This is a genomic window from Mucilaginibacter pineti, assembly GCF_900101875.1.
Lineage (GTDB): Bacteria > Bacteroidota > Bacteroidia > Sphingobacteriales > Sphingobacteriaceae > Mucilaginibacter > Mucilaginibacter pineti.
On record NZ_FNAI01000002.1, the window covers coordinates 125,030 to 147,027 of the forward strand.

Genomic DNA, 21,998 nt, shown 5'->3' on the forward strand with positions numbered 1-21,998 from the left:
TATTGGTACATGGTATCAATGAAAAAAAGTAATATCAAATAATTGAAATAATTTCTAATTATTGCTTTATATTTTATTATAATTTTAAAAAATACTATTTAGTATTGATGAAATTGAAATTTTAATTATATTTGATAAACTTCAGAAGTTCGCTTCATCCCCTATATTGTGGAAAATGTTTTAATCGAATTAAGTTTTAAACTATATGCATAAATATTTATGAAACCTGGCTCGATAAGATTTATTCTGGCATTCACTGTAATTCTTTTTCACATCACGAAACTTGTTTTTTTAGGCCATTTTGCTGTTTGCTGTTTTTTTATTTTAAGCGGATATTGGATTACGTTCATGTATCAAAAAAAATATGTGAAATTTAAAAACCCGCTTTTTGTTTTTTATATAAGCAGAATATGGCGGTTATTCCCCGTTTTTTTATTGTTTAATCTTTTGGGAGGCGTATTTACATATTTTTATAACCCCGGTATTTTTCAAGCACTCTCAACTTTTAGTGCGCTAAAAATAACCGGATATATTTTCTCCAACATATTTCTTTTAGGCTTCAACCACATCACCCCCGTTTTTTTAATACCTGCCTGGTCATTAGATATTGAATTTCAGTTTTATTTGATTTATCCGGCTTTGCTTAGCTGGTTATGTAAGCTCAATTACAAAGCGTTTATAGGGGTAATTTTATTGGCGGTTTTAATTAATTTAGTTTTCGCTAAAGGTTTTATTTCAAAAACGTTACTTTATTATATAGCATTTTTCCTAATTGGTATTTTAATTTATTTGAAGAATTTAACTTTTAATAAAAATATAGAAAGCGGGGCGCTTATTTTATTTGTTTTAATTTTGGCCACCAATTATTTAATACCCGGTTTAAGGAAAATTACGGTAGGCAATAATGCAACTGATTATAACATGTATTTAAATGAAACTTTACCATTATTAATTATTCCTGCTATTAGTAATTCCGTTAGAATTAAAAGTTCGAAATTTGACAGGCTTTTAGGGGATATTTCATACGTTATGTATTTATGTCACTGGGTTTTAATTATCCCCTACAATTTTTATATTAAGGGGATTTCATTTTCTCAAAGAGTGCCATATTCACTTGTATATTTGGTTTTAACATTGCTGCTGAGTTATATAATATATAAATATTACGATAAGCCTATTGACAGTTATAGAAGGGGTTGGGTTGACTCAAATGAAAAATTATATAAGTAATGACTGTCAATTTATTTATACAATTTCATGCCACTGCCCGTCATATTTATCGGCTGATTTTACATGGAAACCCCTTAATAACCGTGATTAACTTAAAAATTGTATGGTAACCCAAAATATTTCGAGGTCAACTTTTATTCACATACTGCGCTGGTCTTCGGCTTTTTTGGTGATATTTAATCACTTGAGGTCTATTCTATTTAAAGATTATGGTTTTATAAAAAATAGTAATCTCTTTACTAAGTTTTTTTATTTTATTACAGGTTTGGGGCATACTTCTGTAATAGTTTTTTTTGTTTTAAGTGGGTATCTTATAGCAGGTTCTATTATTAAACAGGTTAAAAACGATACATTTGATCTGAAAAAATATACATTAAATAGAATTAGTCGTTTATATGCGGTTTTATTTGTGGCCCTGCTGCTTACGGTTATTCTTGACCATACAGGTATCTATTTCGATCACATCGGTCTTTACCAAAACAAAATAAGAACAGCCACCCTCGGTTTTTCAATAAAGGACCGCGTATCTATTCAATACTTTATGTCATCTCTATTTATGCTACAAGGTATAGTACTGCCTCCGTTAGGTAGTAATAGCCCCCTATGGAGTTTGTCTTGTGAATTTTGGTATTATATACTATTCCCTTGTATAGGGTTGTCATTTTTATTCGTAAAAAATAAAAGCAAGTTTATTTTTATTCCTGTTTTGATTTTTTTGGCAGTAGTTGTTATGTTACCTTTTTCAATCGTGTTATACTTTATAATATGGCTTGTAGGTTTAATCCCATTTTACCTAACTTTAAATAAAGCCTATTATAAATTCTTTTTAGGTTTTGCTTTTATTATATGGCTGTCTTTAAAAAAAATCATTCATTTAGATAATTTTTACTATGATTTAATTCTGGCGCTTATAGTGGCCTTTTGGCTGTCCTCATTTCCTAATTTTAATCAGGCTTCTACTAACTTCAGACTTAAACTGAATGAAAAATTATCGTCCTTTTCATACAGTATGTACTTGGTTCATTTCCCTATTATAATGTTAGTTTTAACTTTAATTAAAAATTCATTTAATACCGGTATTTGGATGGATCCAACTGTAAATGGTTATTTAATATTTTTCGGAGTTTTTTTGATAGTTATTGCTTGCTCATATCTTATAGCAACCTTTACTGAATTTAAAACAGCTGAATTTAGAGAATGGTTAAAAAAGCTTTTTTCGATTAGAAGAATTTTTCGGAAAAGAAGCCATCATGTAACACCTTAAGTTTCTTTAAATGAGAGGTTAAAAATTGTTCAAATTGAATTTGCAATCTATTTAAATCTGCGGTTTCTTACGCTTAATATTCATGAATCCTGAAAAACACCAGTCATCTAAAAGTATACTTCTTATAAGTCATAATTTTTCGCCAGAGCCAACAGGTATTGGAAAATATAATGGCGAAATGATTGACTGGCTTACCAAAAACGGTTATGACTGTACAGTGCTAACTACTTATCCGTATTACCCTTATTGGAAAGTTCAGGCCCCTTATAAAAACAGGTGGTATAAAAAAGAAGTAACCATTAATCCCGAAACCAATACATCGTTAACTGTATACAGATGCCCGTCATATGTACCGGCTGATCCTACCGGAAAGAAGAGGATGATCCAGGACCTTTCATTTTGGTCATCTATGTTCTGGATGCTTCCTAAACTCATTAGTGGCAAAAAAAAGTTTGATCTTATTATTACAGTTGCACCCCCGTTTCATTTAGCCTATTTGGGTTTAATGATCAGAAAATTAAAAGGAGGTAAACTGTTATACCATATTCAGGATTTGCAGATAGAAGCAGCACAGGATTTAAACATGCTATCCAGCCAGAAACTTTTTGACCGTATTTACAAGATCGAAAAAAGTATAATGCAAAAGGCGGATTATGTGAGTAGTATTTCTGATGGCATGATCGCTAAAATTAAGTCAAAAATTGATAAAGAAATATATTTTTTCCCAAACTGGGTTGATACTGCTTACTTTTTTCCGCTTAGTAATCGTTCCGAACTTAAAAGTAAATGGGGGTATCATAAAAGCGACTTTATCTTTTTATACTCTGGTGCAATAGGCGAGAAGCAAGGGTTGGAAAGTATAATTGACGCTGCAGAAAGTATGATGAAAAAAGGAAATATTAAATTCATCATTTGTGGTTCAGGACCATATAAAGAAAAACTTATTCAAATAGCTGAAACGAAAGCCTTAAATAATATTAATTTTTTGCCCGTACAGGATAAAGAATTGTTTAACGAGTTTTTGAATATGGCCGATGTGCATTTAATACTTCAAAAAGCCAATGCAAGCGACCTTGTGATGCCTTCTAAGTTGACCACAATCTTAGCAGTAGGAGGTATTAGCCTTGTTACCGCACCGGAAGGAACGTCGCTTCACCAGGTTATTAAACAATATGACCTTGGTTATGTGATTGAACCAGAAAACAAAGAAATATTGAATGAAGCCATTAATGCAATTATTGTTGATGAAAATTTAGATCAAATACGCGATAATGCCCGGAAATATGCTTTGAAGAACCTTAATATTAATAATGTTATGGGTGATTTTGTTAATAACTTTCTAAATTGATAAATTATCGTTAGTTTTATTGCGATTAGTGAAATTTTAAAATAAAACCACTACCCCTATATGAAAAAAATTGCCTTAATAACAGGTATCACCGGACAGGATGGCGCTTATTTAACTGAATTGCTACTATCTAAAGGTTATGAGGTTCACGGTATAAAACGCCGTAGTTCCCTGTTTAACACAGATAGGATTGATCATCTTTATCAGGATCCGCATGAAAATGAAATCAAATTAACCCTTCATTATGGAGATTTAAGTGATTCAACCAACCTCATCCGCATCATACAACAAGTTCAGCCCGATGAAATTTACAATTTGGGTGCAATGTCACACGTTAAAGTAAGTTTTGATACCCCGGAGTATACCGCCAACGCCGATGGTATTGGTACCCTGCGTTTATTAGAAGCTATCCGCATTTTAGGTTTAGAGAAAAAGACTAAAATTTACCAGGCCTCAACGTCTGAATTATATGGTTTGGTGCAAGCAGTGCCACAATCAGAAACTACGCCATTTTACCCGCGCTCTCCATACGCAGTAGCTAAAATGTACGCTTACTGGATTACAGTAAACTATCGCGAAGCTTACGGCATTTATGCATGTAATGGTATTTTGTTTAATCACGAAAGCCCTTTACGCGGCGAAACCTTCGTAACCCGTAAAATTACCCGCGCTACCGCTAAAATAGCTATGGGCCTACAGGATAAACTATTTCTTGGAAACCTTGATGCACAACGCGACTGGGGGCATGCCAAAGATTATGTTGAGGCAATGTACCTGATATTGCAGCAGGAAAAACCAGAGGACTACGTAATTGCTACCGGTGTAACAACCCGCGTACGCGAATTTGTAAGAATGTCATTCGCCGAAGTTGGTATCACCATTGAATTTAAAGGCGAAGGTGTTGACGAAAAAGGATATGTAGTAAGCTGCAGCGATCCTGAGTTTCAGATTGAAGTTGGTAAAGAAGTGGTATCTGTTGATGATAAATACTTCCGCCCAACTGAGGTTGAATTACTGATTGGCGACCCAACAAAATCAAATACAAAATTAGGCTGGAAACCAAAATACGATCTGCAAGGATTAGTTAAAGAAATGGTGGCTGCCGATGTTGATTTATTTAAAAGAGAAAAACTATTAAAAGATTCAGGCTACGTTATTAAAAACCAGTTTGAATAATATCAATGGAAAAAAACGCTAAAATATATATAGCCGGCCATAGAGGTATGGTTGGTTCGGCCATATACAGAAAGCTGCAAAAAGAGGGCTTTACAAATTTTGTAACCCGTACATCATCAGAACTTGATCTGCGCGATCAGCAACAGGTAACAGAATTTTTTGCAACAGAGAAACCCGATTACGTGTTTTTAGCAGCGGCCAAAGTAGGCGGTATTGTTGCCAATAATACTTATCGCGCCGATTTTTTGTACGATAATTTGCAAATCCAGAACAACATCATCCATAACTCTTACTTAAATGATGTTAAAAAGCTGATGTTCCTGGGGTCAAGCTGTATCTATCCAAAACTGGCGCCGCAACCATTGAAGGAGGATTACTTGTTAACAGGCCTGCTTGAAGAAACAAATGAGCCTTATGCAATTGCCAAAATTGCCGGTATAAAAATGTGCGATGCTTACCGTGATCAGTACGGTTGTAACTACATTTCGGCAATGCCCACCAATTTATATGGCTTAAACGATAACTACCACCCTCAAAATTCACATGTGTTGCCAGCCCTTATCCGCAAGTTTCATGAGGCTAAAGAAAGTAATGCAGCTGATGTTACCATTTGGGGAACCGGAAGCCCGTTGCGCGAGTTTTTATTTGCCGATGACCTTGCCGAAGCTTGTTTTTATTTAATGCAAAACTTTAATGAGCGTGGCCTCGTAAACATCGGCACCGGCGAAGATCTGTCAATAAAAGACCTTGCCCTATTAATTAAAGATATTGTAGGTTTCGAAGGCGAGCTGAAATTTGATACTTCAAAACCTGATGGTACCCCGCGCAAATTAATGGATGTAAGCAAACTGCACAGTAGCGGCTGGAAACATCATACTTCGCTAAAAGAAGGTATTGCCCTGGCATATAACGATTTTCTAAGCAAAGGTGCTTTGGTTACAGAGCGGTAACATTTTCAGGTTATTAAAAATAAACAATTAGCTTTACAATAGCTATTATCACGAATAAGCCAATAGCATTATTATCATTTTATATATGAACAATATTACCAAGATTTGCTGTATAGGTGCCGGTTATGTAGGCGGACCTACCATGGCTGTAATTGCCAAAAAATGTCCGCATATTAAAGTTACGGTAGTTGATCTTAACGAACAGCGTATAGCCGCCTGGAATGATCCGGATGTGAGCAACATACCAGTTTATGAACCAGGCCTTAGCGAAGTTGTTGCCGAGGCAAGAGGGCGTAACCTGTTTTTCTCTACCGATGTTGAATCGGCTATTGATGAAGCCGAAATGATATTTATATCTGTAAATACCCCAACCAAAACCTATGGTGCGGGTAAAGGACAAGCAGCCGATTTAAAGTGGATTGAGCTTTGCGCCAGGCAAATTGCCAGGGTAGCAAAGGATAACAAGATAATTGTTGAAAAATCTACCTTACCGGTACGTACCGCAAGTGCAATTAAGGATATCCTGCAACACACAGGCAATGGTTCTCAATTCCAGATCCTTTCCAATCCGGAGTTTTTGGCCGAAGGTACCGCTATGGAAGATCTGGATGCACCAGATCGCGTTTTAATAGGCGGCGATAGCACTGCCGAAGGACAAAATGCGGTTCAGGCCCTGGTTGACGTTTATGCCAACTGGATCCCGAGAGAACGTATTTTAACTACCAACGTTTGGTCGTCTGAGTTATCAAAACTTACAGCAAATGCTTTCCTTGCGCAAAGAGTATCGTCAATAAATTCATTAACCGAACTTTGCGAAAAAACAGAAGCTAACATCAGCGAAGTTGCAAAGGCAATAGGTACAGATAGCCGTATAGGCCCTAAGTTTTTGAAAGCCTCAGTAGGCTTTGGAGGTTCATGTTTTCAGAAAGATATCTTAAACCTTGTTTATATAGCTAAAAGTTATGGCCTTGATGAGGTTGCTGATTACTGGGAGCAGGTTATCATCATGAATGATCACCAGAAAAGGCGTTTTGCCAACAGGATTATCAAAAACCTGTACAACACGGTTAATGGTAAAAAAATAACATTCCTGGGCTGGGCGTTTAAAAAAGACACCAACGATACAAGGGAAGCAGCATCTATTTACGTTGCCGATCATTTGCTGCATGAGCAGGCTGATATTGCCGTGTTTGATCCTAAGGTTCAGGCACCACAGGTATATGCCGATCTTGATTATCTGCGCACACGCGAGCCTGCCGAAAATAAAAGCGGTGTTACCGTAGTTACCGATCCTTACGAGGCTTGTAAAGGCGCCCATGCCATTGCAATTTTAACCGAGTGGGATGAATTTAAAGGCTACGACTGGCAAAAAATTTATGACAGTATGCTAAAACCAGCTAAGGTATTTGATGGCCGTAACCTGCTTGATGCTGCAAAACTGCAGGAAATAGGTTTCCAGGTTTGGTCTATCGGATCAAGCATCTAATTATCTGGTAACAGAAAATTATAAAACAGAAGGCTGGTAATGGAAATTTCCGGCCTTCTGCAATATTGTACTTTATGTTTTCCATCATTATTTAAAAGGTATTAACTTATCTATTATATAGTGAAAGGCGTTTTTTAATGGCATTGCACACAATAAATTAAGTTTTACAATAAACCAATCTACCTTGGCAAAAACTTTAGATAAGCGCGATTTTGACGCCGTTGTTGTTGGTTCGGGTCCCAATGGATTGGCGGCGGCAGTTGCCATGCAGCAACAGGGGCTTTCGGTATTAATACTGGAGGGTAAAGATACTATTGGCGGCGGCCTGCGTTCGGCGGAGTTAACGCTGCCTGGTTTTGTGCATGATATTTGTTCGGCCATACATCCGCTGGCATTAAGCTCGCCCTATTTTAAAACATTACCACTGCATCAGTTTGGTCTTGAATATATTAATCCGCCGGTATCAGCTGCGCACCCGCTTGATGGCGGCACAGCTGCAGCATTGTATCACTCTATAAATGAAACTGCGAGTGCACTCGGTGCGGATGAAAAAGCCTATTTAAAACTCATGGAACCCATTGTAGCCGCGTGGCCAACAATGGCGGCTGATGTTTTGGGGCCATTGCATTTTCCTAAACACCCTATTGATATGGCCATGTTTGGGTTGAATGCCATGCAGCCGGTTTTACAACTGGCCAAAAGGTTTAAAACGCCTAAAGGCAGGGCTTTATTAGGTGGCATGGCAGCGCACGCCATACAGCCACTGTCAAACATGGCTACATCGGCAATTGCACTGGTTTTAATGTCGGCAGGGCATTTAGCCGGCTGGCCAATCCCCAAAGGCGGATCGGGTTCAATTTCCAGGGCTTTGGCTGCGTATTTTGAATCATTAGGTGGTAAAATCCAAACAGGCTTTTACGTAACCGATCTTAAGCAGTTACCGTCCTGCCACACTATATTGTTTGATATTACGCCAAAGCAGCTGCTTAAAATAGCAGGTCATAAATTTTCATCGATATACAAATGGCAGCTGGAGCGTTATCGTTACGGTATGGGCGTGTTTAAGGTAGATTGGGCACTTGATGGCGAAGTACCGTTCACTGCTGCCGAATGCCGGCAGGCCGGTACCATACACATTGGTAATACCATCGAAGAAACAGCCGAATCTGAAAGGCAAACCTCTATGGGTAATCATGTACCTAATCCTTATGTGCTGCTTGCACAGCAAAGTTCGTTCGATCCATCCAGGGCTCCCGAGGGTAAGCAAACCTTGTGGGGATACTGCCATGTGCCAAACGGATCAACCAGGGATATGACCGCTGCCATTGAAAACCAGGTAGAGCGTTTTGCCCCCGGATTTAAAGATCGTATACTGGCCCGCAGCGTAATGAATACCGTACAGATAGAAGAGTACAATGCCAACTACATAGGCGGCGATATTAACGGTGGGATAATTGATATCGGGCAGCTTTTTACCCGTCCGGCATTGCGGTTATCTCCATATAAAACTTCGGCGAAGAGCATGTACATCTGTTCATCGTCTACCCCGCCGGGTGGTGGGGTGCATGGCATGTGTGGCTATCACGCCGCACGCAAAGCATTGAGCGATATCTTTGATATTCATCTGGATACCGACCCTGCACTTAATAAACTTAACACGGCGAAAGTTTAATGGCCTTGTTTTGATAAAGTAACACAAGTATTGTTTAGGTGTGATAAACTGCTCAGCAAATCAGCTTAAAATACGGGTGAAACATGAACTTATTAACGATAATCTGGTATCTTTGCGCCATTGACCGGCGCTGATTTTCCGGTATAATTTTTTATAGATATGACCATTACTCAAACCCCCATTAAGGGGCTTATAGTTTTAACACCACGAGTTTTTAATGACGACAGGGGTTACTTTTTTGAATCGTTTAACGAAACTACTTTTAATGAGGCAGCGGGTTACCCGGTACATTTTGTGCAGGATAATCAATCATTCTCTACAAAAGGAGTACTGCGGGGCCTTCATCTGCAAAAAGGCGAACATTCGCAGGCAAAGCTGGTGCGGGTAACACAAGGTGAAGTGCTGGATATAGCGGTTGATCTGCGTGCAGGTTCGGCAACTTATGGTGAGTACTACGGCGAAGTTTTATCGGAAGATAACAATAAGCAGCTGTTTATTCCGCGCGGTTTTGGGCACGGTTTTATTGTATTGAGCGATACTGCCGTTTTTCAGTACAAGTGTGATAACTACTATAATAAACAAGCCGAAGGCGGTATCCACTACGCCGATCCGGATTTGAATATCGACTGGCAATTGAGCGCGGATAGCTTTAATGTATCTGATAAGGATGTAGAACTTCCATTTTTAAGGGACGTTAACGATCTGGGCTTTTAATAAATCATATATGCAAAACATTGTAGTGTTTGGTGCAGCAGGTCAGTTAGGGCAATGCTTAAAAAAGGTAGCTGCCGATAGGGCTATTGAAAACATCTTCTATCTATCATCAGTAGAAGGGAATATATTGGATGCCGATGTGATTAACACGGCCTTCCAAAAATATAAACCGACCTTTGTTATTAATTGCGCTGCCTATACCGCGGTAGATAAAGCCGAGGACGAGGTAGAACAGGCCCGTGCTATCAACAAAACCGGAGTTGCAAACCTTGCTGCGGCTTGTAAAAGTTATAATGCTACATTAATCCACATTTCTACCGATTTTGTTTTTAATGGTGATATCCCGCATCCGCTAAGTGAGGGGGATGCCACCGCGCCGATAGGTGTTTATGGGTTAACCAAACTGGAGGGCGAAGAGGCTATTGCTGCGGTATTGGACAAGCATTACATCATCCGTACCAGCTGGCTTTACTCAGAATATGGCAATAACTTTGTGAAAACCATGCTCAAACTGGGCGCCGACCGCGACCTGTTAAAAATCATTGCCGATCAGGTTGGTACCCCAACCTACGCCATTGACCTGGCCGCGTGTGTGCTGGATATCATATCTTCGGCCAAGGAAAACTATGGCATTTATCATTACAGTAATGAGGGGGTAGCATCGTGGTTTGATTTTGCCAAAGCCGTGTTTGATATCTCAAATACAAATGTAAAAGTATTACCCATTGGCACGGCCGAATACCCTACCAAAGCAAAGCGCCCGGCTTATTCGGTAATGAATAAAGCAAAGATCAAATCAACTTTTGATATAGAAATACCATATTGGCGCGATAGCCTTGTTGTTTGCTTGAATGTTCTTTTAAGTAATAAATAGTAAGATTGAAGGGAGTGCTGTTTTCAGTGCTGTATAATCCCTGGATTACTGACGTTTATGCTTGTGATTGATATTTATTTATACGCTTGTAAGGCGATCTTTAAACATAATTTATAATACATTGAAAGGAATTATTCTTGCCGGGGGATCTGGAACCAGGTTACATCCCCTAACGTTGGCCGTAAGCAAACAGCTAATGCCTGTATATGATAAGCCGATGATCTATTATCCGCTGTCGGTTTTAATGCTTGCAGGTATCAAAGAAGTTTTAATTATTTCAACTCCGCATGATCTGCCTAATTTTGAAAAATTATTAGGTGATGGCTCTCGTCTCGGTTGCCGGTTTGAATATGCGGTGCAGGAAGAACCTAATGGTCTTGCACAGGCGTTTGTAATAGGCGCAGATTTTATAGGTACCGATAAAGTTGCATTAATATTAGGTGATAATATTTTCTACGGCGACGGCCTTTCTAATTTATTGCTTTCCTGTAATGATCCTGTGGGCGGATTAGTGTTTGCCTACCATGTATCAGATCCAGAGCGTTATGGTGTAGTTGAATTTGATGAAGATAATAATGCTATTTCAATTGAAGAGAAACCGGCAGAACCTAAATCAAGTTATGCAGTTCCGGGTTTATATTTTTATGACAACAGTGTTGTTGAAATTTCAAAAAACATCAAACCATCGCCCCGCGGCGAGTATGAAATAACCGACGTAAATAAGGTTTACCTGGAACAAGGGAAACTAAAGGTGGGTATATTAAGCCGTGGAACAGCCTGGTTAGATACCGGTACTTTTGCATCATTAATGCAGGCCGGCCAGTTTGTACAGGTAATTGAAGAGCGCCAGGGCATGAAGATTGGTTGCATTGAAGAAATTGCCTATCGCCGTGGATTTATTGACGCCAAGCAGTTAGAGAATATTGCCATGCCTTTGGTAAAAAGCGGTTACGGAGAATATTTGTTGAAACTGATTAAGCCGAAAAAGTAATTTTGGGTCACCGCTTAGCTCAAGTTAAATATAAAATCAGTTAACGGATTAAATTGGGCGTCTCCCAATTAATTGTGGCTGAAATGATAACGTTGGTCATCAAACGGAGAGATATCCAATATATTAGTAATTTATACCCCCTATGAAAAAAATCATCATTACCGGTGGTGCCGGTTTTATTGGCTCACATGTAGTACGTCGTTTTGTTACTTCCTATCCTCAATATGAAATTGTTAACCTTGATAATTTAACCTATGCAGGTAACCTCGAAAACTTAAGGGATATTGAAAACGAACCCAATTACAGATTTGTAAAAGGTGATATTGTTGATGCTGAATTTATTGACGGATTGTTTGATAGCGAAATGCCCGACGCTGTTATCCATTTGGCGGCAGAATCACATGTTGACCGTTCAATAAGCAATCCGCTTGAGTTTGTAATGACCAATATAATTGGCACAGTTAACCTGCTTAATGCAGCAAAAAAGTATTGGAAGGGCAATTACGACCAAACCCGTTTTTACCATGTATCTACCGATGAGGTATACGGCAGCTTGGGCGAAGAGGGAATGTTTACCGAAGAAACCGCTTATGACCCGCATTCGCCGTACTCGGCATCAAAAGCCAGTTCAGATCATTTTGTGCGTGCTTACCAGGATACTTATGGCTTAAACGCCGTAATATCAAACTGCTCAAACAACTACGGCTCGTATCACTTTCCAGAAAAACTGATACCGCTGGCCATTAATAATATTAAACAAAACAAGCCTGTACCAGTATACGGTAAAGGCGAAAACATACGCGACTGGCTTTGGGTGGAAGACCATGCAAGGGCTATCGACGTAATATTCCACAATGCCAAAGCCGGCCAAACCTATAATATTGGCGGCCATAACGAATGGAAAAACATTGACCTTATTAATTTGCTATGCACCATACTCGACAAGAAGCTGGGCAGGGATGCAGGCGAGTCGGCTAAGCTGATAACGTATGTTACAGACCGGGCCGGACACGATTTGCGTTATGCCATTGATGCTACAAAGCTTAAAAATGAACTTGGTTGGGTGCCGAGCATAACTTTTGAAGAAGGACTCGAAAAAACGGTAGATTGGTACCTGGATAACCACGAGTGGCTTGAAAATGTCACATCGGGTAATTACAAACAATATTACGAAGGCCAATACACCGATAGGTAGTTAGTTGGGCTTTCGGACTTTATTAAAAGTCTATAATACCTGTTAAATTATTCACCGGCAATTCACTACATATGAGTTTATTAATATGTTGCGAATTGCCGGTTTTTATGTAGCCGCTTTTGCTACAAACTAAGCTAATATTGTGCCTGCTGCTACGGTTTCGTTAGTGGCTTCGTCAACCAATATTAATGAGCCTGTGATGCGGTTTTTGCGGTACTCGTCAAAAACAACGGGCTGGGTGGTACGCAGGCGAATGCGTGCCATCTCATTCATTTTAATATCACCTGCGTTTTCCTGTTTTTCCAGGGTGTTGATATCAAGCTTGTAATAAACCTCTTTTATGATGGCCATTACTTCGCGGGTGGTGTTTTTTAAATGGTATTTAGCACCGGGGCGCGGGCCACGATTGGCCATCCAGCAAATCATTACATCAATATCCTGGCTTACCTGCGGTTCGCTGTCGTCCTTAACAATCATATCGCCCCTGCTTACATCCACATCATCATCCAGCGTAATAGATACCGACATAGGCGCGAAAGCTTCTGCTACCGGACCTTCAAACGTATCGATAGATTTTATGGTAGATGTTAAACCCGATGGCAAAACGGTGATCTTATCGCCCGGTTTAAATATCCCGCCTGCAATACGGCCTGCATATCCCCTGTAATCGTGGTATTCGGCCGCGTGCGGGCGTATTACCGTTTGTACGGGGAAACGTGCGTCGGCGTGGTTTTCGTCGCTGGCAATGTGTATGGTTTCAAGCGTGTGCAATAAGCTTTCGCCTTTGTACCACGGCATGTTTACAGAATCGTTAACCACGTTGTCGCCTTCCAGCGCGCTGATGGGTACAAAACGAATATCGGTAACATCAATTTTGGCTGCAAAAGCCTCATATTGTTCAACCACTTTGTTAAAAGCCTCTTCAGAGTAATCAACAAGGTCCATTTTGTTAATGCACACGATGATATGCGGGATTCTTAACAGTGATGCAATGTAAGAGTGCCTGCAGGTTTGTTCAACCACGCCTTTGCGGGCGTCAACCAATACAAGGGCAAGGTTGGCGGTTGATGCGCCGGTAACCATATTGCGGGTATATTGAATATGGCCCGGGGTATCGGCAATAATAAATTTACGTTTTGGCGTGGCAAAATAACGGTAGGCAACATCAATAGTAATGCCCTGTTCCCTTTCAGACCGCAAACCATCGGTAAGCAGCGACAGATCGATATGCTGTAATCCCTTGCGCTCGCTTGATTGCTTTACGGCTTCCATCTGATCCTCAAAAATAGATTTTGAATCGTATAGTAATCTGCCTATGAGTGTGCTTTTTCCGTCATCTACGCTGCCGGCTGTTGTAAAACGTAATAATTCCATTGTTTATGTGAATTGTATCAAGTAGTTAGTATCACGTATCAAGACAGGTTTCCAAAGCGACATTGATTTTCAAAATCTTGATACCTGATACTAACTACTTGATACTAAAATTAAAAATAACCTTGTTTTTTCCTGTCTTCCATTGAGGTATCCGACCGTTTATCATCGCTTCGGTTACCACGCTCAGTACTGCGGGTGGCAGATACTTCGGCAACAATTTTTTCCAGGGTATCTGCATCAGACTCAATACCACCGGTAATGGTAATATCGCCCAGCGTACGGAAACGCATCAGTTTATTTTCAACGGTTTCCCCCTCACGCAGCGACAAAAACTCTGAGGCCGGCAACCAGGTACCATCACGGTAAACGGCGTTGCGGTTATGCGCAAAATAAAGTGATGGGATAGCAATATTTTCATGCAGGATATAATTCCAGATATCCATTTCGGTCCAGTTGCTTATCGGGAATACCCTGAAATGTTCGCCCATGCGTTTGCGGCCGTTAAAAATATTCCACAATTCGGGACGCTGGTTCTTAGGGTCCCACTGGCCAAACTCATCGCGGTGCGAAAAGAAACGTTCTTTTGAGCGTGCTTTTTCCTCATCCCTGCGGGCGCCGCCAATGGCTGCATCAATTTTATTGTGCTCAATGGCATCTAAAAGCGATACAATCTGCAATTCATTACGGCTGGCATTAATACCACTTTCCTCAACCGCGCGGCCTTTGTCAATAGCATCCTGTACCGAGCCTACAATAAGTTGTACGCCTAAATCTTCTACCAGTTTATCCCTAAACTCCATAGTTTCGGGAAAGTTATGGCCGGTGTCAATATGAATAAGCGGCATTGGTATTTTGGCGGGCCAGAAGGCTTTTTTGGCCAAATGGGTTACAACAATGGAGTCTTTACCGCCCGAAAACAGTATAGCAGGACGATCAAATTGGGCAACCACTTCCCTTATAACGTAAATGGCCTCCGATTCTAATTCCTGCAGATGAGTAAGATAATATTTGTGCATGCTAACTTTAAAAACCTGCTAAGTCCACCTAAATAGTAGGATATAGCAATCAAACTGCAATATTAGCAATTTTATGCCAAATCTGGTAGTTTTTATGTTGATGGCAGATGCGCCAGTTCTACAGTGCAAATATGCATTTAGGGCATAGCAAATTTTTATAAGGGCTGCCGCCGGTATTATAATAGTTTATAGCGGACGAGTGCGTAAAAATAATTACTTTTAAAAATCACTACACACAACATCAACATATGAAAGGCATCATTTTAGCAGGCGGATCAGGAACCAGACTATATCCGATAACAAGGGCAATAAGTAAACAGCTGATGCCAATTTACGATAAGCCGATGATTTATTATCCGCTATCTGTTTTAATGCAGGCCGATATAAAAGAGATCTTGATCATCACCACGGAGGAAGATAACCCCGGTTTTAAGCGCTTACTTGGCGATGGTGCCGAACTGGGCTGCAAATTTGAATATGCCATACAGGAAAAACCCAACGGACTTGCCCAGGCTTTTGTAATTGGCGAAAAGTTTATTGGCGATGATAAAGTTGCACTGATACTTGGCGACAATATATTTTACGGTACCGGCTTTGGTGAACTCATCCGCAGTTTTAATGATGTGGATGGCGCCGCTATATTCGCTTATCATGTTGCCGATCCTGAGCGTTACGGGGTAGTAGAGTTTGATGCTGATTTTAAAGCATTATCAATTGAGGAGAAGCCGGTTGCACCCAAATCAAAATTTGCGGTACCGGGATTGTATTTTTATGATAACAGCGTAATTCAGATAGCTAAAGACCTCGAACCATCGCCAAGGGGCGAATATGAAATTACCGACGTAAATAAATTTTACCTGGAGCAGGGTAATCTGCATGTAGGGGTAATGGACAAGGGAACTGCCTGGCTTGATACCGGTACTTTCGACTCACTGAGTGATGCTACCGAATACGTACGCGTAATAGAAAAACGCCAGTCGACCAAGATAGGTTGTATTGAAGAAGTGGCCTATCGCCGCGGTTTTATTAATGACGACCAGCTAAAAGTACTTGTGCAAAAATATTTAAAGAGCGGGTATGGTGCTTATTTGCAGAGTTTGCTGGGGTAAGCCGTAAATAATTATTGTCATTATTTAAAAAGTTTGTCATTTCGATTGAGCAAGCGCAGGGATGAGCACTGTGCGAAAGAGAAATCTTCTGTGGGAATGCAAAGCTTCAATAGCTTCCCGCAGAAGATTTCTCCTCGTACCTCGTTCGGAATTACAAACTCTAATCTTTATGAGGTGACTCTCTTTTTAGAATTACTCTATCTTTCTTCCACAACCTTCACCATCTGCCCAATCAAATCTATATCCCTCGCATCAAACCAAATAAATGATTGATCTTTCCGAAACCAGGTGAGTTGCCTTTTGGCGAAACGGCGGGTATTTTGTTTAATCATTTCAATGGCTTTCTCCAGGCTGGTGTTGCCATCCATATAATCAAAGATCTCGGTATAACCTACCGTATTCAAGGCATTTAAATGGCGGTAGGGGAGCATCGCCTTTACCTCGGCCAGCAGGCCTTGTTGCAGCATGATATCAACCCGTTGGTTAATGCGGTTATATAATGCTTCGCGCGGCATGTTTAACGCCAGCTTAATAATGTTGAAGGGGCGTTTATTTACCGTGGCCTGCCGGTAAAATGAAATTGGCTTACCCGAGCTTTCAAAAACTTCCAGTGCCCTGATGATGCGCTGCGGATTACCCAGATCAACCTCGTTATAATAAACAGGATCGGCCAGTTTTAATTTTTCCTGCAGGTATGCTATGCCTTTTTCTTCCAGTTCCAGATTCAGCTTTTCGCGGATAGCCGGATCGGCGGTGGGTAGCTCGTCAAAACCCTCACAAATAGCTTTGATGTACAAGCCTGAACCTCCCGCCAAAACTACCTTATCATGCGTTTTAAAAAGCTCATCAAGCAAGGCCAGTCCCTGCTTTTCAAAATCGCCTACAGAAAATGGTTCGGTTATGGAATGCGAATCGATAAAATAATGTTTTACCTGTGCCAGTTCATCGGCATTGGGTTTTGCGGTGCCGATACCCATTTCGCGAAAAAACTGCCTTGAATCGGCCGATACCACTACGGTATTGTAGTGTTTGGCCAGTTCAATAGCCGCCGCTGTTTTACCAACCGCCGTAGGGCCTGCAACAACTATGAGGGTTTTGGTTTGTAAGTTCATAGTTAATGGTTCATAGATCATAGCCGAAGCCTGATCCATTTAAAAATTCTGTAATGTTTCTTTAACTATGAACCATTAACCATGATCCATGAACTGCGAATTAATTAATAATCATCGCCACCGCGGTGTGGCTTGTCGTCATCTTCAAAGCCTTCGTCGTCGGCAAATTCATTGCCAAATTCATCATCTTCTTCCTCGTCGTGCTTTTCTTCGGCTATTTCTTCACCTGTTTCTGTCACTTCCGAAAAATCTTCAGCATCCTCCGGGCTAAAGGCCATTTCATTCAAAAAGTCGAAATCTTCATCGGCAGCTGCGGCTGTAGTTGCGGTTGGCATAAATACATTTCCGAATTGTTTTGGTGCCTCGCCAACTGATTTTATTACAGCAGGGTAGGTGGTACCCGGTGTATCTTCCAGGATGATCTTCATCAATTCCACATGAAAATCAAATGGGCGGTCGAAATTAAAGGTATAGTAAAATTTCTGGTGCGGATCGTCAATAAAACTCAGCAGTTTTACGTTGCTCATTAATGATACACCACGATCTTTCCTTTTTTGATTGGGCAGATACGTAATTTCCTCACCCTTCATCCACTGATCATTGCTGATGTAGAAAGAAGACGAAAATTCCGGATTGTAACCGGTAGACTGGTGTATTGCACGGTGTAGATCTTCGAAGGTTTGATTTGATTTTACATCAATCTCCCTTATCACATCATCATAATCTTCGAAAATAACCCTGAACCTGTATAGTGCCATTGTTTTAGTAAATTTTTAAAAGGACAAAAATAATGTTTTAATTTAATTTGTGGTTGCCACAACTTTTAAGCCAATTTCTAAACCTTTGGCAATTGTGAAGTTTATGGCAGCCTCGCGTGTGTTGGGAATTTCACCCTCCAGTATGGCTTCGCGGATCTGATTTTTGATAATTCCTACCTCGCGGCCTTCTTTTATGCCAAAAAGCTGCATAATATCGGTGCCTGTAACTGGCGGCTGCCAGTTTCTGATGCTATCGCGTTCTTCAACATCTTTTAATTTTTGTTGAACAAGCTCAAAATTGTTACGGTATTTTTTTACCTTATATTCGTTTTTGGTGGTAATGTCTGCTTTACACAACAGCATTAATCCTTCAATGTCATCGCCGGCTTCAAAAAGTAAACGCCTCACTGCCGAATCTGTAACTATTGATTGCGACAGCACAATGGGCCTTAAATGCAGCTGAACCAGTTTTTGCACCTGTTTCATTTTCTCGTTAAGCGGTAATTTCAGCTGCGCGAAAATTTTGGGCACCATGCGTGCGCCGCGGTCTTCATGGCCATGAAACGTCCAGCCGTGGCCGGGTTCAAAACGCTTGGTGGCAGGCTTGGCAATATCATGCAGTATGGCTGCCCAGCGCAGCCAAAGATCGGTAGTGGTTTCGCAGATGTTGTCAAGCACCTGCAGGGTATGGTAAAAATTATCTTTATGGCCTTTACCATCTATATAATCAACCCCGTAAAGGTTGGTCATCTGCGGAAATATCTTGTTCAGCAAACCTGTATCAAACAAATAATTGAAACCTATGGACGGCCTAACTGATAGGATGATCTTGTTAAGCTCATCGCTAACGCGCTCCTGGGATATGATACTGATCCTATCCACATTGTTTTTAATAGCCTCAACCGCCCCTTCATCAATCCTGAAATTTAGTTGCGATGCAAACCTGATGGCGCGCATCATCCGCAGCGGATCGTCAGAAAAAGTTTCGGCCGGACTAAGCGGCGTACGAATCAGCTTTTGGTTAAGATCATCTATGCCATTGAATGGGTCGAGCAAGTTGCCGTACGTATCCGGGTGCAGGGAAATAGCCATAGCATTAATGGTAAGGTCGCGGCGTTTCTGATCGTCTTCCAGCGTTCCGTTCTCCACAATAGGCTTGCGCGAATCAAGGCGGTATGATTCTTTTCGCGCCCCAACAAACTCAATTTCCAGGTCCTGGTATTTAAGCGATGCTGTACCAAAGTTTTTGTAAACCGCAACTTTCACTTTAAGCCGGGCACCCACGGCCTCGGCAAATTCAATACCGTTGCCAATAATAACTATATCAATATCTTTTGAGGGGCGCTCCAGGAAAATATCACGTACAAAGCCACCTATAGCATAAACCTGTACATTGTGTTCGCCCGCGAGGCGGGATATAACAGAAAATACGGAATGCCTAAGGTGTTGTTGCATGATATTGTTAAAAACGCTAATAAGGGTACAAAGGTAAGATTAATTAGAAACTCTGTTCTGAAAATTCAAAATCACGAGACGCAGTGTACCTCAGTGATGTTAACATAAATCTATAAAAAGTTTATTTTTATTTTGGAGCGACGAACTGCAGATCTGTTTTAGAGCATTAAGTATATTCAGGTAATTTAAAGGGACAGCATCATTTAACTTAACCAATTGATCATAAAATTCCTGTATTCTTTTACATTCCCATTTTCCATCATGCCATCCCGATGCTTTGAAATAATTATTGATAACACTATCCGGATCATATTCTCCAAACGGAATAAGTGAAAGTATCTCATCAAAATGAAATCCGAGTAGTTGAACTTTTAATATAATTTCGTCCGACGATGTTTCCTCCGTTAATACAACTTCCGCATAGCCTTCATAATCGCTGTACAAATCAATTGTTTGCATAATCTTTTAAACCTTAATTCTTGCTTATGGTGATAATTTTCAACTACGGATTCTTCGCCTGAACTGATAATGAGTGTGGCGTCCACGCCTGAATTTGCTTTGGTTATTCATGTAATTACTCTTGTCATTGCGAGGAACGAAGCAATCTCATAAGATAGGTCACGACTTTGCACAATTAGCATGATAGGATTGCCGCGCTACGTTCGCAATGACATATATTTTATTTTAAGAGTCTTTTCCTACCGCCTTATAAACTCAAACCGACCGTCTGGTGCCAGCTTCATTATGGTAGATGGATTTTTGATCTCTTTGCTGTGCTGGTCAATGTCAACCACATAGTCAACCCCATCTATGATCTCCTGGTCTATCTGCGAAAAATATTGTGGCGAGGGTTTGCCGCTGATGTTGGCCGAGGTTGATACCAATGGCTTGCGTAAACGCTGGATCAGTTGCTTACAAAATTCATTGCTGCTTACGCGGATCCCCACGCTGCCATCAGCCGCAATTAACGCCGGCGAAATATTTTTGGCACCGGGCATTATCAGCGTAAGCGGATTTTCGGCATATTCAATAAGGTCATAAGCCAAGGGGTTTACTTCCTGCACATAGCTTTCCAGCTTGTTTTCGGTATCCAGCAAAATGATCATGCTTTTGGCTTCGTCGCGCTGTTTAAGGCGGTAGATCTTCTGGATGGCTTCGGTATTGGTGGCATCGCAGCCTATTCCCCAAATGGTATCGGTAGGGTACAGGATTATACCGCCTTCCTGTAACACTTTAAAAGCGTTGGCAACTTCGTCTCTAAGCATGATTAATATATTGGCTTAACGTGTTTATAATTTGTAATTCATCCAGCATTTCCATGCATTTGGGTACGCCGTATAGCTTGCAAGTGTTACGTACGCAAGGTTCGCAGCTTAATTTACCATAACGCAGCACAGTTAAATTTTGTTTATTATATGGCGATGTATTATGCTCATTGCCCGCCCCAAATAAAGCTATAACGGGTGCCCCCACTGCATTTGCCAAATGAGCTGGCCCCGAATCGGTAGTTAACACGGCGGCGCTGCCGGCCATGAGGTTACACAAGCCGGGCAGATCTGTTTTGCCTGCCCAGTTTTCAAGCCTGTCAGCATTTTCGGAACCTGTAATAAGCTGACTTACAAATGCAGATTCCTTTGGCGATCCTATCAAACAAAATACGGTATCTGTAAAATTACTGGTCAGGCTGTTTAGTAAGGCTTTGCCCTTATCTAACGGCATCCTGCGAGATTCTGCTTCGGAATTAAAATTGATGAGTACCCGGTTGGTTTGTTTTTGCAACTGCGGACTGGCAATTAACGTAACCTGTTTTTGGGTTATTGTTTTCCCGGTAAACAGTTCCAGCAGGGCCACATATTCATCGGCGCGGTGTAAGTCTTCAGGTTTTTTGTAGGAATTAGTAAGCAGAAAAAAGCCGCCCTCTTTACCAAAGCCAATTCTTTTTTTTGCCGAGGTTGCCCTGCCCATAACCAATGATGACAGTGACTGCGGCAGGTTAAAAAACAGATCATATTGCTGGGAGCGGAGTTTTTTGCCAAAGCGATAAACGCCGGTTAGTCCGCTAAATTCCTGTTTGCTAAAAAGGTGTATCTGGGTGATGCCGGGGATTAGCGATGCTATGCCGCCCAACTCTTTTTTGATGATCACATCAATTTGTGCATCTGCATAAAGCTGCCTCACCGCGTTAACGAATGCTGTACTCATTACCACATCGCCAAGCCAGTTGGGCAGTCTTATTAAAATTTTCATTTTAGATATGAGATATTAGATGTGAGA

At 40.6% G+C, this 21,998-nt stretch carries 20 protein-coding genes; 12 read left to right on the forward strand and 8 right to left on the reverse strand.

Annotation, left to right across the window (positions count from 1 at the left end):
* Positions 1-219 precede the first annotated feature (219 nt).
* The 11 genes from BLS59_RS04875 (at position 220) to rfbB (ending at position 12,900) form a co-directional block, all read left to right on the forward strand.
* Entirely contained in the window at positions 220-1,230 is a 1,011-nt protein-coding gene (locus BLS59_RS04875; protein WP_091145440.1) for an acyltransferase family protein, read from the forward strand.
* Positions 1,231-1,333: 103 nt separating this feature from the next.
* Positions 1,334-2,494, forward strand: coding sequence for an acyltransferase family protein (locus BLS59_RS04880; protein WP_091145443.1), 1,161 nt, complete (start codon positions 1,334-1,336; stop codon positions 2,492-2,494).
* An 82-nt stretch (positions 2,495-2,576) separates the two neighbouring features.
* Positions 2,577-3,842 carry a WcaI family glycosyltransferase gene (locus BLS59_RS04885; RefSeq protein ID WP_091145447.1) on the forward strand — a complete coding sequence of 422 codons (1,266 nt, stop codon included), beginning with the start codon at positions 2,577-2,579 and terminating at the stop codon, positions 3,840-3,842.
* A 60-nt stretch (positions 3,843-3,902) separates the two neighbouring features.
* The gene (gmd, locus tag BLS59_RS04890) at positions 3,903-5,018 is read left to right on the forward strand and encodes a GDP-mannose 4,6-dehydratase (protein ID WP_091145450.1); all 1,116 of its coding nucleotides are present in this window, start codon (positions 3,903-3,905) and stop codon (positions 5,016-5,018) included.
* Between the two features lie 5 nt (positions 5,019-5,023).
* The gene (fcl, locus tag BLS59_RS04895) at positions 5,024-5,968 is read left to right on the forward strand and encodes a GDP-L-fucose synthase (protein ID WP_091145454.1); all 945 of its coding nucleotides are present in this window, start codon (positions 5,024-5,026) and stop codon (positions 5,966-5,968) included.
* A gap of 85 nt (positions 5,969-6,053) precedes the next feature.
* Positions 6,054-7,454, forward strand: a complete 1,401-nt coding sequence (locus BLS59_RS04900) for a UDP-glucose 6-dehydrogenase (RefSeq protein WP_091145458.1) — start codon at positions 6,054-6,056, stop codon at positions 7,452-7,454.
* A gap of 184 nt (positions 7,455-7,638) precedes the next feature.
* Positions 7,639-9,126: a phytoene desaturase family protein gene (locus BLS59_RS04905; RefSeq protein WP_091145462.1), complete on the forward strand. Its 1,488-nt coding sequence runs from the start codon at positions 7,639-7,641 to the stop codon at positions 9,124-9,126.
* Positions 9,127-9,285: 159 nt separating this feature from the next.
* Complete coding sequence (rfbC, locus tag BLS59_RS04910) at positions 9,286-9,840, forward strand: dTDP-4-dehydrorhamnose 3,5-epimerase (RefSeq protein ID WP_091145466.1); 555 nt, start codon at positions 9,286-9,288, stop codon at positions 9,838-9,840.
* Positions 9,841-9,850: 10 nt separating this feature from the next.
* Complete coding sequence (rfbD, locus tag BLS59_RS04915) at positions 9,851-10,714, forward strand: dTDP-4-dehydrorhamnose reductase (protein WP_091145470.1); 864 nt, start codon at positions 9,851-9,853, stop codon at positions 10,712-10,714.
* 121 nt (positions 10,715-10,835) lie between these two features.
* On the forward strand, positions 10,836-11,705 hold the full coding sequence (rfbA, locus tag BLS59_RS04920) for a glucose-1-phosphate thymidylyltransferase RfbA (RefSeq protein WP_091147318.1): 870 nt from the start codon (positions 10,836-10,838) through the stop codon (positions 11,703-11,705).
* 142 nt (positions 11,706-11,847) lie between these two features.
* Entirely contained in the window at positions 11,848-12,900 is a 1,053-nt protein-coding gene (gene rfbB / locus BLS59_RS04925) for a dTDP-glucose 4,6-dehydratase (protein ID WP_091145472.1), read from the forward strand.
* Positions 12,901-13,029: 129 nt separating this feature from the next.
* Here the strand turns inward: rfbB and cysN are convergent, their stop codons facing one another.
* Both cysN and cysD read right to left on the reverse strand, forming a co-directional pair.
* Positions 13,030-14,274, reverse strand: coding sequence for a sulfate adenylyltransferase subunit CysN (cysN, locus tag BLS59_RS04930; protein WP_091145476.1), 1,245 nt, complete (start codon positions 14,272-14,274; stop codon positions 13,030-13,032).
* A gap of 110 nt (positions 14,275-14,384) precedes the next feature.
* A complete protein-coding gene (gene cysD, locus BLS59_RS04935; RefSeq protein WP_091145480.1) occupies positions 14,385-15,290 on the reverse strand; it encodes a sulfate adenylyltransferase subunit CysD in 906 nt (301 codons plus the stop codon).
* Positions 15,291-15,538: 248 nt separating this feature from the next.
* Between cysD and rfbA (BLS59_RS04940) the strand changes: the two genes are divergently transcribed.
* On the forward strand, positions 15,539-16,399 hold the full coding sequence (rfbA, locus tag BLS59_RS04940) for a glucose-1-phosphate thymidylyltransferase RfbA (RefSeq protein ID WP_091145487.1): 861 nt from the start codon (positions 15,539-15,541) through the stop codon (positions 16,397-16,399).
* Between the two features lie 197 nt (positions 16,400-16,596).
* Here rfbA (BLS59_RS04940) and miaA read toward each other — a convergent pair whose 3' ends face one another.
* The 6 genes from miaA to BLS59_RS04970 all read right to left on the reverse strand — a co-directional run bounded on the left by miaA (position 16,597) and on the right by BLS59_RS04970 (position 21,971).
* Positions 16,597-17,511, reverse strand: coding sequence for a tRNA (adenosine(37)-N6)-dimethylallyltransferase MiaA (gene miaA / locus BLS59_RS04945; RefSeq protein WP_091147322.1), 915 nt, complete (start codon positions 17,509-17,511; stop codon positions 16,597-16,599).
* A gap of 104 nt (positions 17,512-17,615) precedes the next feature.
* Positions 17,616-18,269 carry an IS1096 element passenger TnpR family protein gene (locus BLS59_RS04950; protein ID WP_091145490.1) on the reverse strand — a complete coding sequence of 218 codons (654 nt, stop codon included), beginning with the start codon at positions 18,267-18,269 and terminating at the stop codon, positions 17,616-17,618.
* 42 nt (positions 18,270-18,311) lie between these two features.
* Positions 18,312-19,724: a CCA tRNA nucleotidyltransferase gene (locus BLS59_RS04955; RefSeq protein ID WP_091145494.1), complete on the reverse strand. Its 1,413-nt coding sequence runs from the start codon at positions 19,722-19,724 to the stop codon at positions 18,312-18,314.
* 99 nt (positions 19,725-19,823) lie between these two features.
* Complete coding sequence (locus tag BLS59_RS04960) at positions 19,824-20,183, reverse strand: hypothetical protein (protein ID WP_091145497.1); 360 nt, start codon at positions 20,181-20,183, stop codon at positions 19,824-19,826.
* A 239-nt stretch (positions 20,184-20,422) separates the two neighbouring features.
* On the reverse strand, positions 20,423-20,989 hold the full coding sequence (locus BLS59_RS04965; RefSeq protein WP_205411189.1) for an L-threonylcarbamoyladenylate synthase: 567 nt from the start codon (positions 20,987-20,989) through the stop codon (positions 20,423-20,425).
* Positions 20,982-21,971 (reverse strand): glycosyltransferase family 9 protein, encoded by a 990-nt coding sequence (locus BLS59_RS04970; RefSeq protein WP_091145506.1) that lies wholly within the window; start codon positions 21,969-21,971, stop codon positions 20,982-20,984. Before BLS59_RS04970 ends, BLS59_RS04965 begins: the two co-directional genes overlap by 8 nt.
* Between the last annotated feature and the right edge of the window lie 27 nt (positions 21,972-21,998).

Bases quoted from the DNA above. Each gene is read 5' to 3' on its own strand.
- BLS59_RS04965 (WP_205411189.1), bottom strand. From the start codon at position 20,989: ATGCTTAGAGACGAAGTTGCCAACGCTTTTAAAGTGTTACAGGAAGGC.
- BLS59_RS04950 (WP_091145490.1), bottom strand. From the start codon at position 18,269: ATGGCACTATACAGGTTCAGGGTTATTTTCGAAGATTATGATGATGTG.
- rfbB (WP_091145472.1), top strand. From the start codon at position 11,848: ATGAAAAAAATCATCATTACCGGTGGTGCCGGTTTTATTGGCTCACAT.
- BLS59_RS04970 (WP_091145506.1), bottom strand. From the start codon at position 21,971: ATGAAAATTTTAATAAGACTGCCCAACTGGCTTGGCGATGTGGTAATG.
- rfbC (WP_091145466.1), top strand. From the start codon at position 9,286: ATGACCATTACTCAAACCCCCATTAAGGGGCTTATAGTTTTAACACCA.
- fcl (WP_091145454.1), top strand. From the start codon at position 5,024: ATGGAAAAAAACGCTAAAATATATATAGCCGGCCATAGAGGTATGGTT.
- miaA (WP_091147322.1), bottom strand. From the start codon at position 17,511: ATGAACTTACAAACCAAAACCCTCATAGTTGTTGCAGGCCCTACGGCG.
- BLS59_RS04885 (WP_091145447.1), top strand. From the start codon at position 2,577: ATGAATCCTGAAAAACACCAGTCATCTAAAAGTATACTTCTTATAAGT.
- BLS59_RS04960 (WP_091145497.1), bottom strand. From the start codon at position 20,183: ATGCAAACAATTGATTTGTACAGCGATTATGAAGGCTATGCGGAAGTT.
- BLS59_RS04955 (WP_091145494.1), bottom strand. From the start codon at position 19,724: ATGCAACAACACCTTAGGCATTCCGTATTTTCTGTTATATCCCGCCTC.
- BLS59_RS04875 (WP_091145440.1), top strand. From the start codon at position 220: ATGAAACCTGGCTCGATAAGATTTATTCTGGCATTCACTGTAATTCTT.
- cysN (WP_091145476.1), bottom strand. From the start codon at position 14,274: ATGGAATTATTACGTTTTACAACAGCCGGCAGCGTAGATGACGGAAAA.
- BLS59_RS04900 (WP_091145458.1), top strand. From the start codon at position 6,054: ATGAACAATATTACCAAGATTTGCTGTATAGGTGCCGGTTATGTAGGC.
- BLS59_RS04880 (WP_091145443.1), top strand. From the start codon at position 1,334: ATGGTAACCCAAAATATTTCGAGGTCAACTTTTATTCACATACTGCGC.
- rfbA (WP_091145487.1), top strand. From the start codon at position 15,539: ATGAAAGGCATCATTTTAGCAGGCGGATCAGGAACCAGACTATATCCG.
- rfbD (WP_091145470.1), top strand. From the start codon at position 9,851: ATGCAAAACATTGTAGTGTTTGGTGCAGCAGGTCAGTTAGGGCAATGC.
- cysD (WP_091145480.1), bottom strand. From the start codon at position 15,290: ATGCACAAATATTATCTTACTCATCTGCAGGAATTAGAATCGGAGGCC.
- gmd (WP_091145450.1), top strand. From the start codon at position 3,903: ATGAAAAAAATTGCCTTAATAACAGGTATCACCGGACAGGATGGCGCT.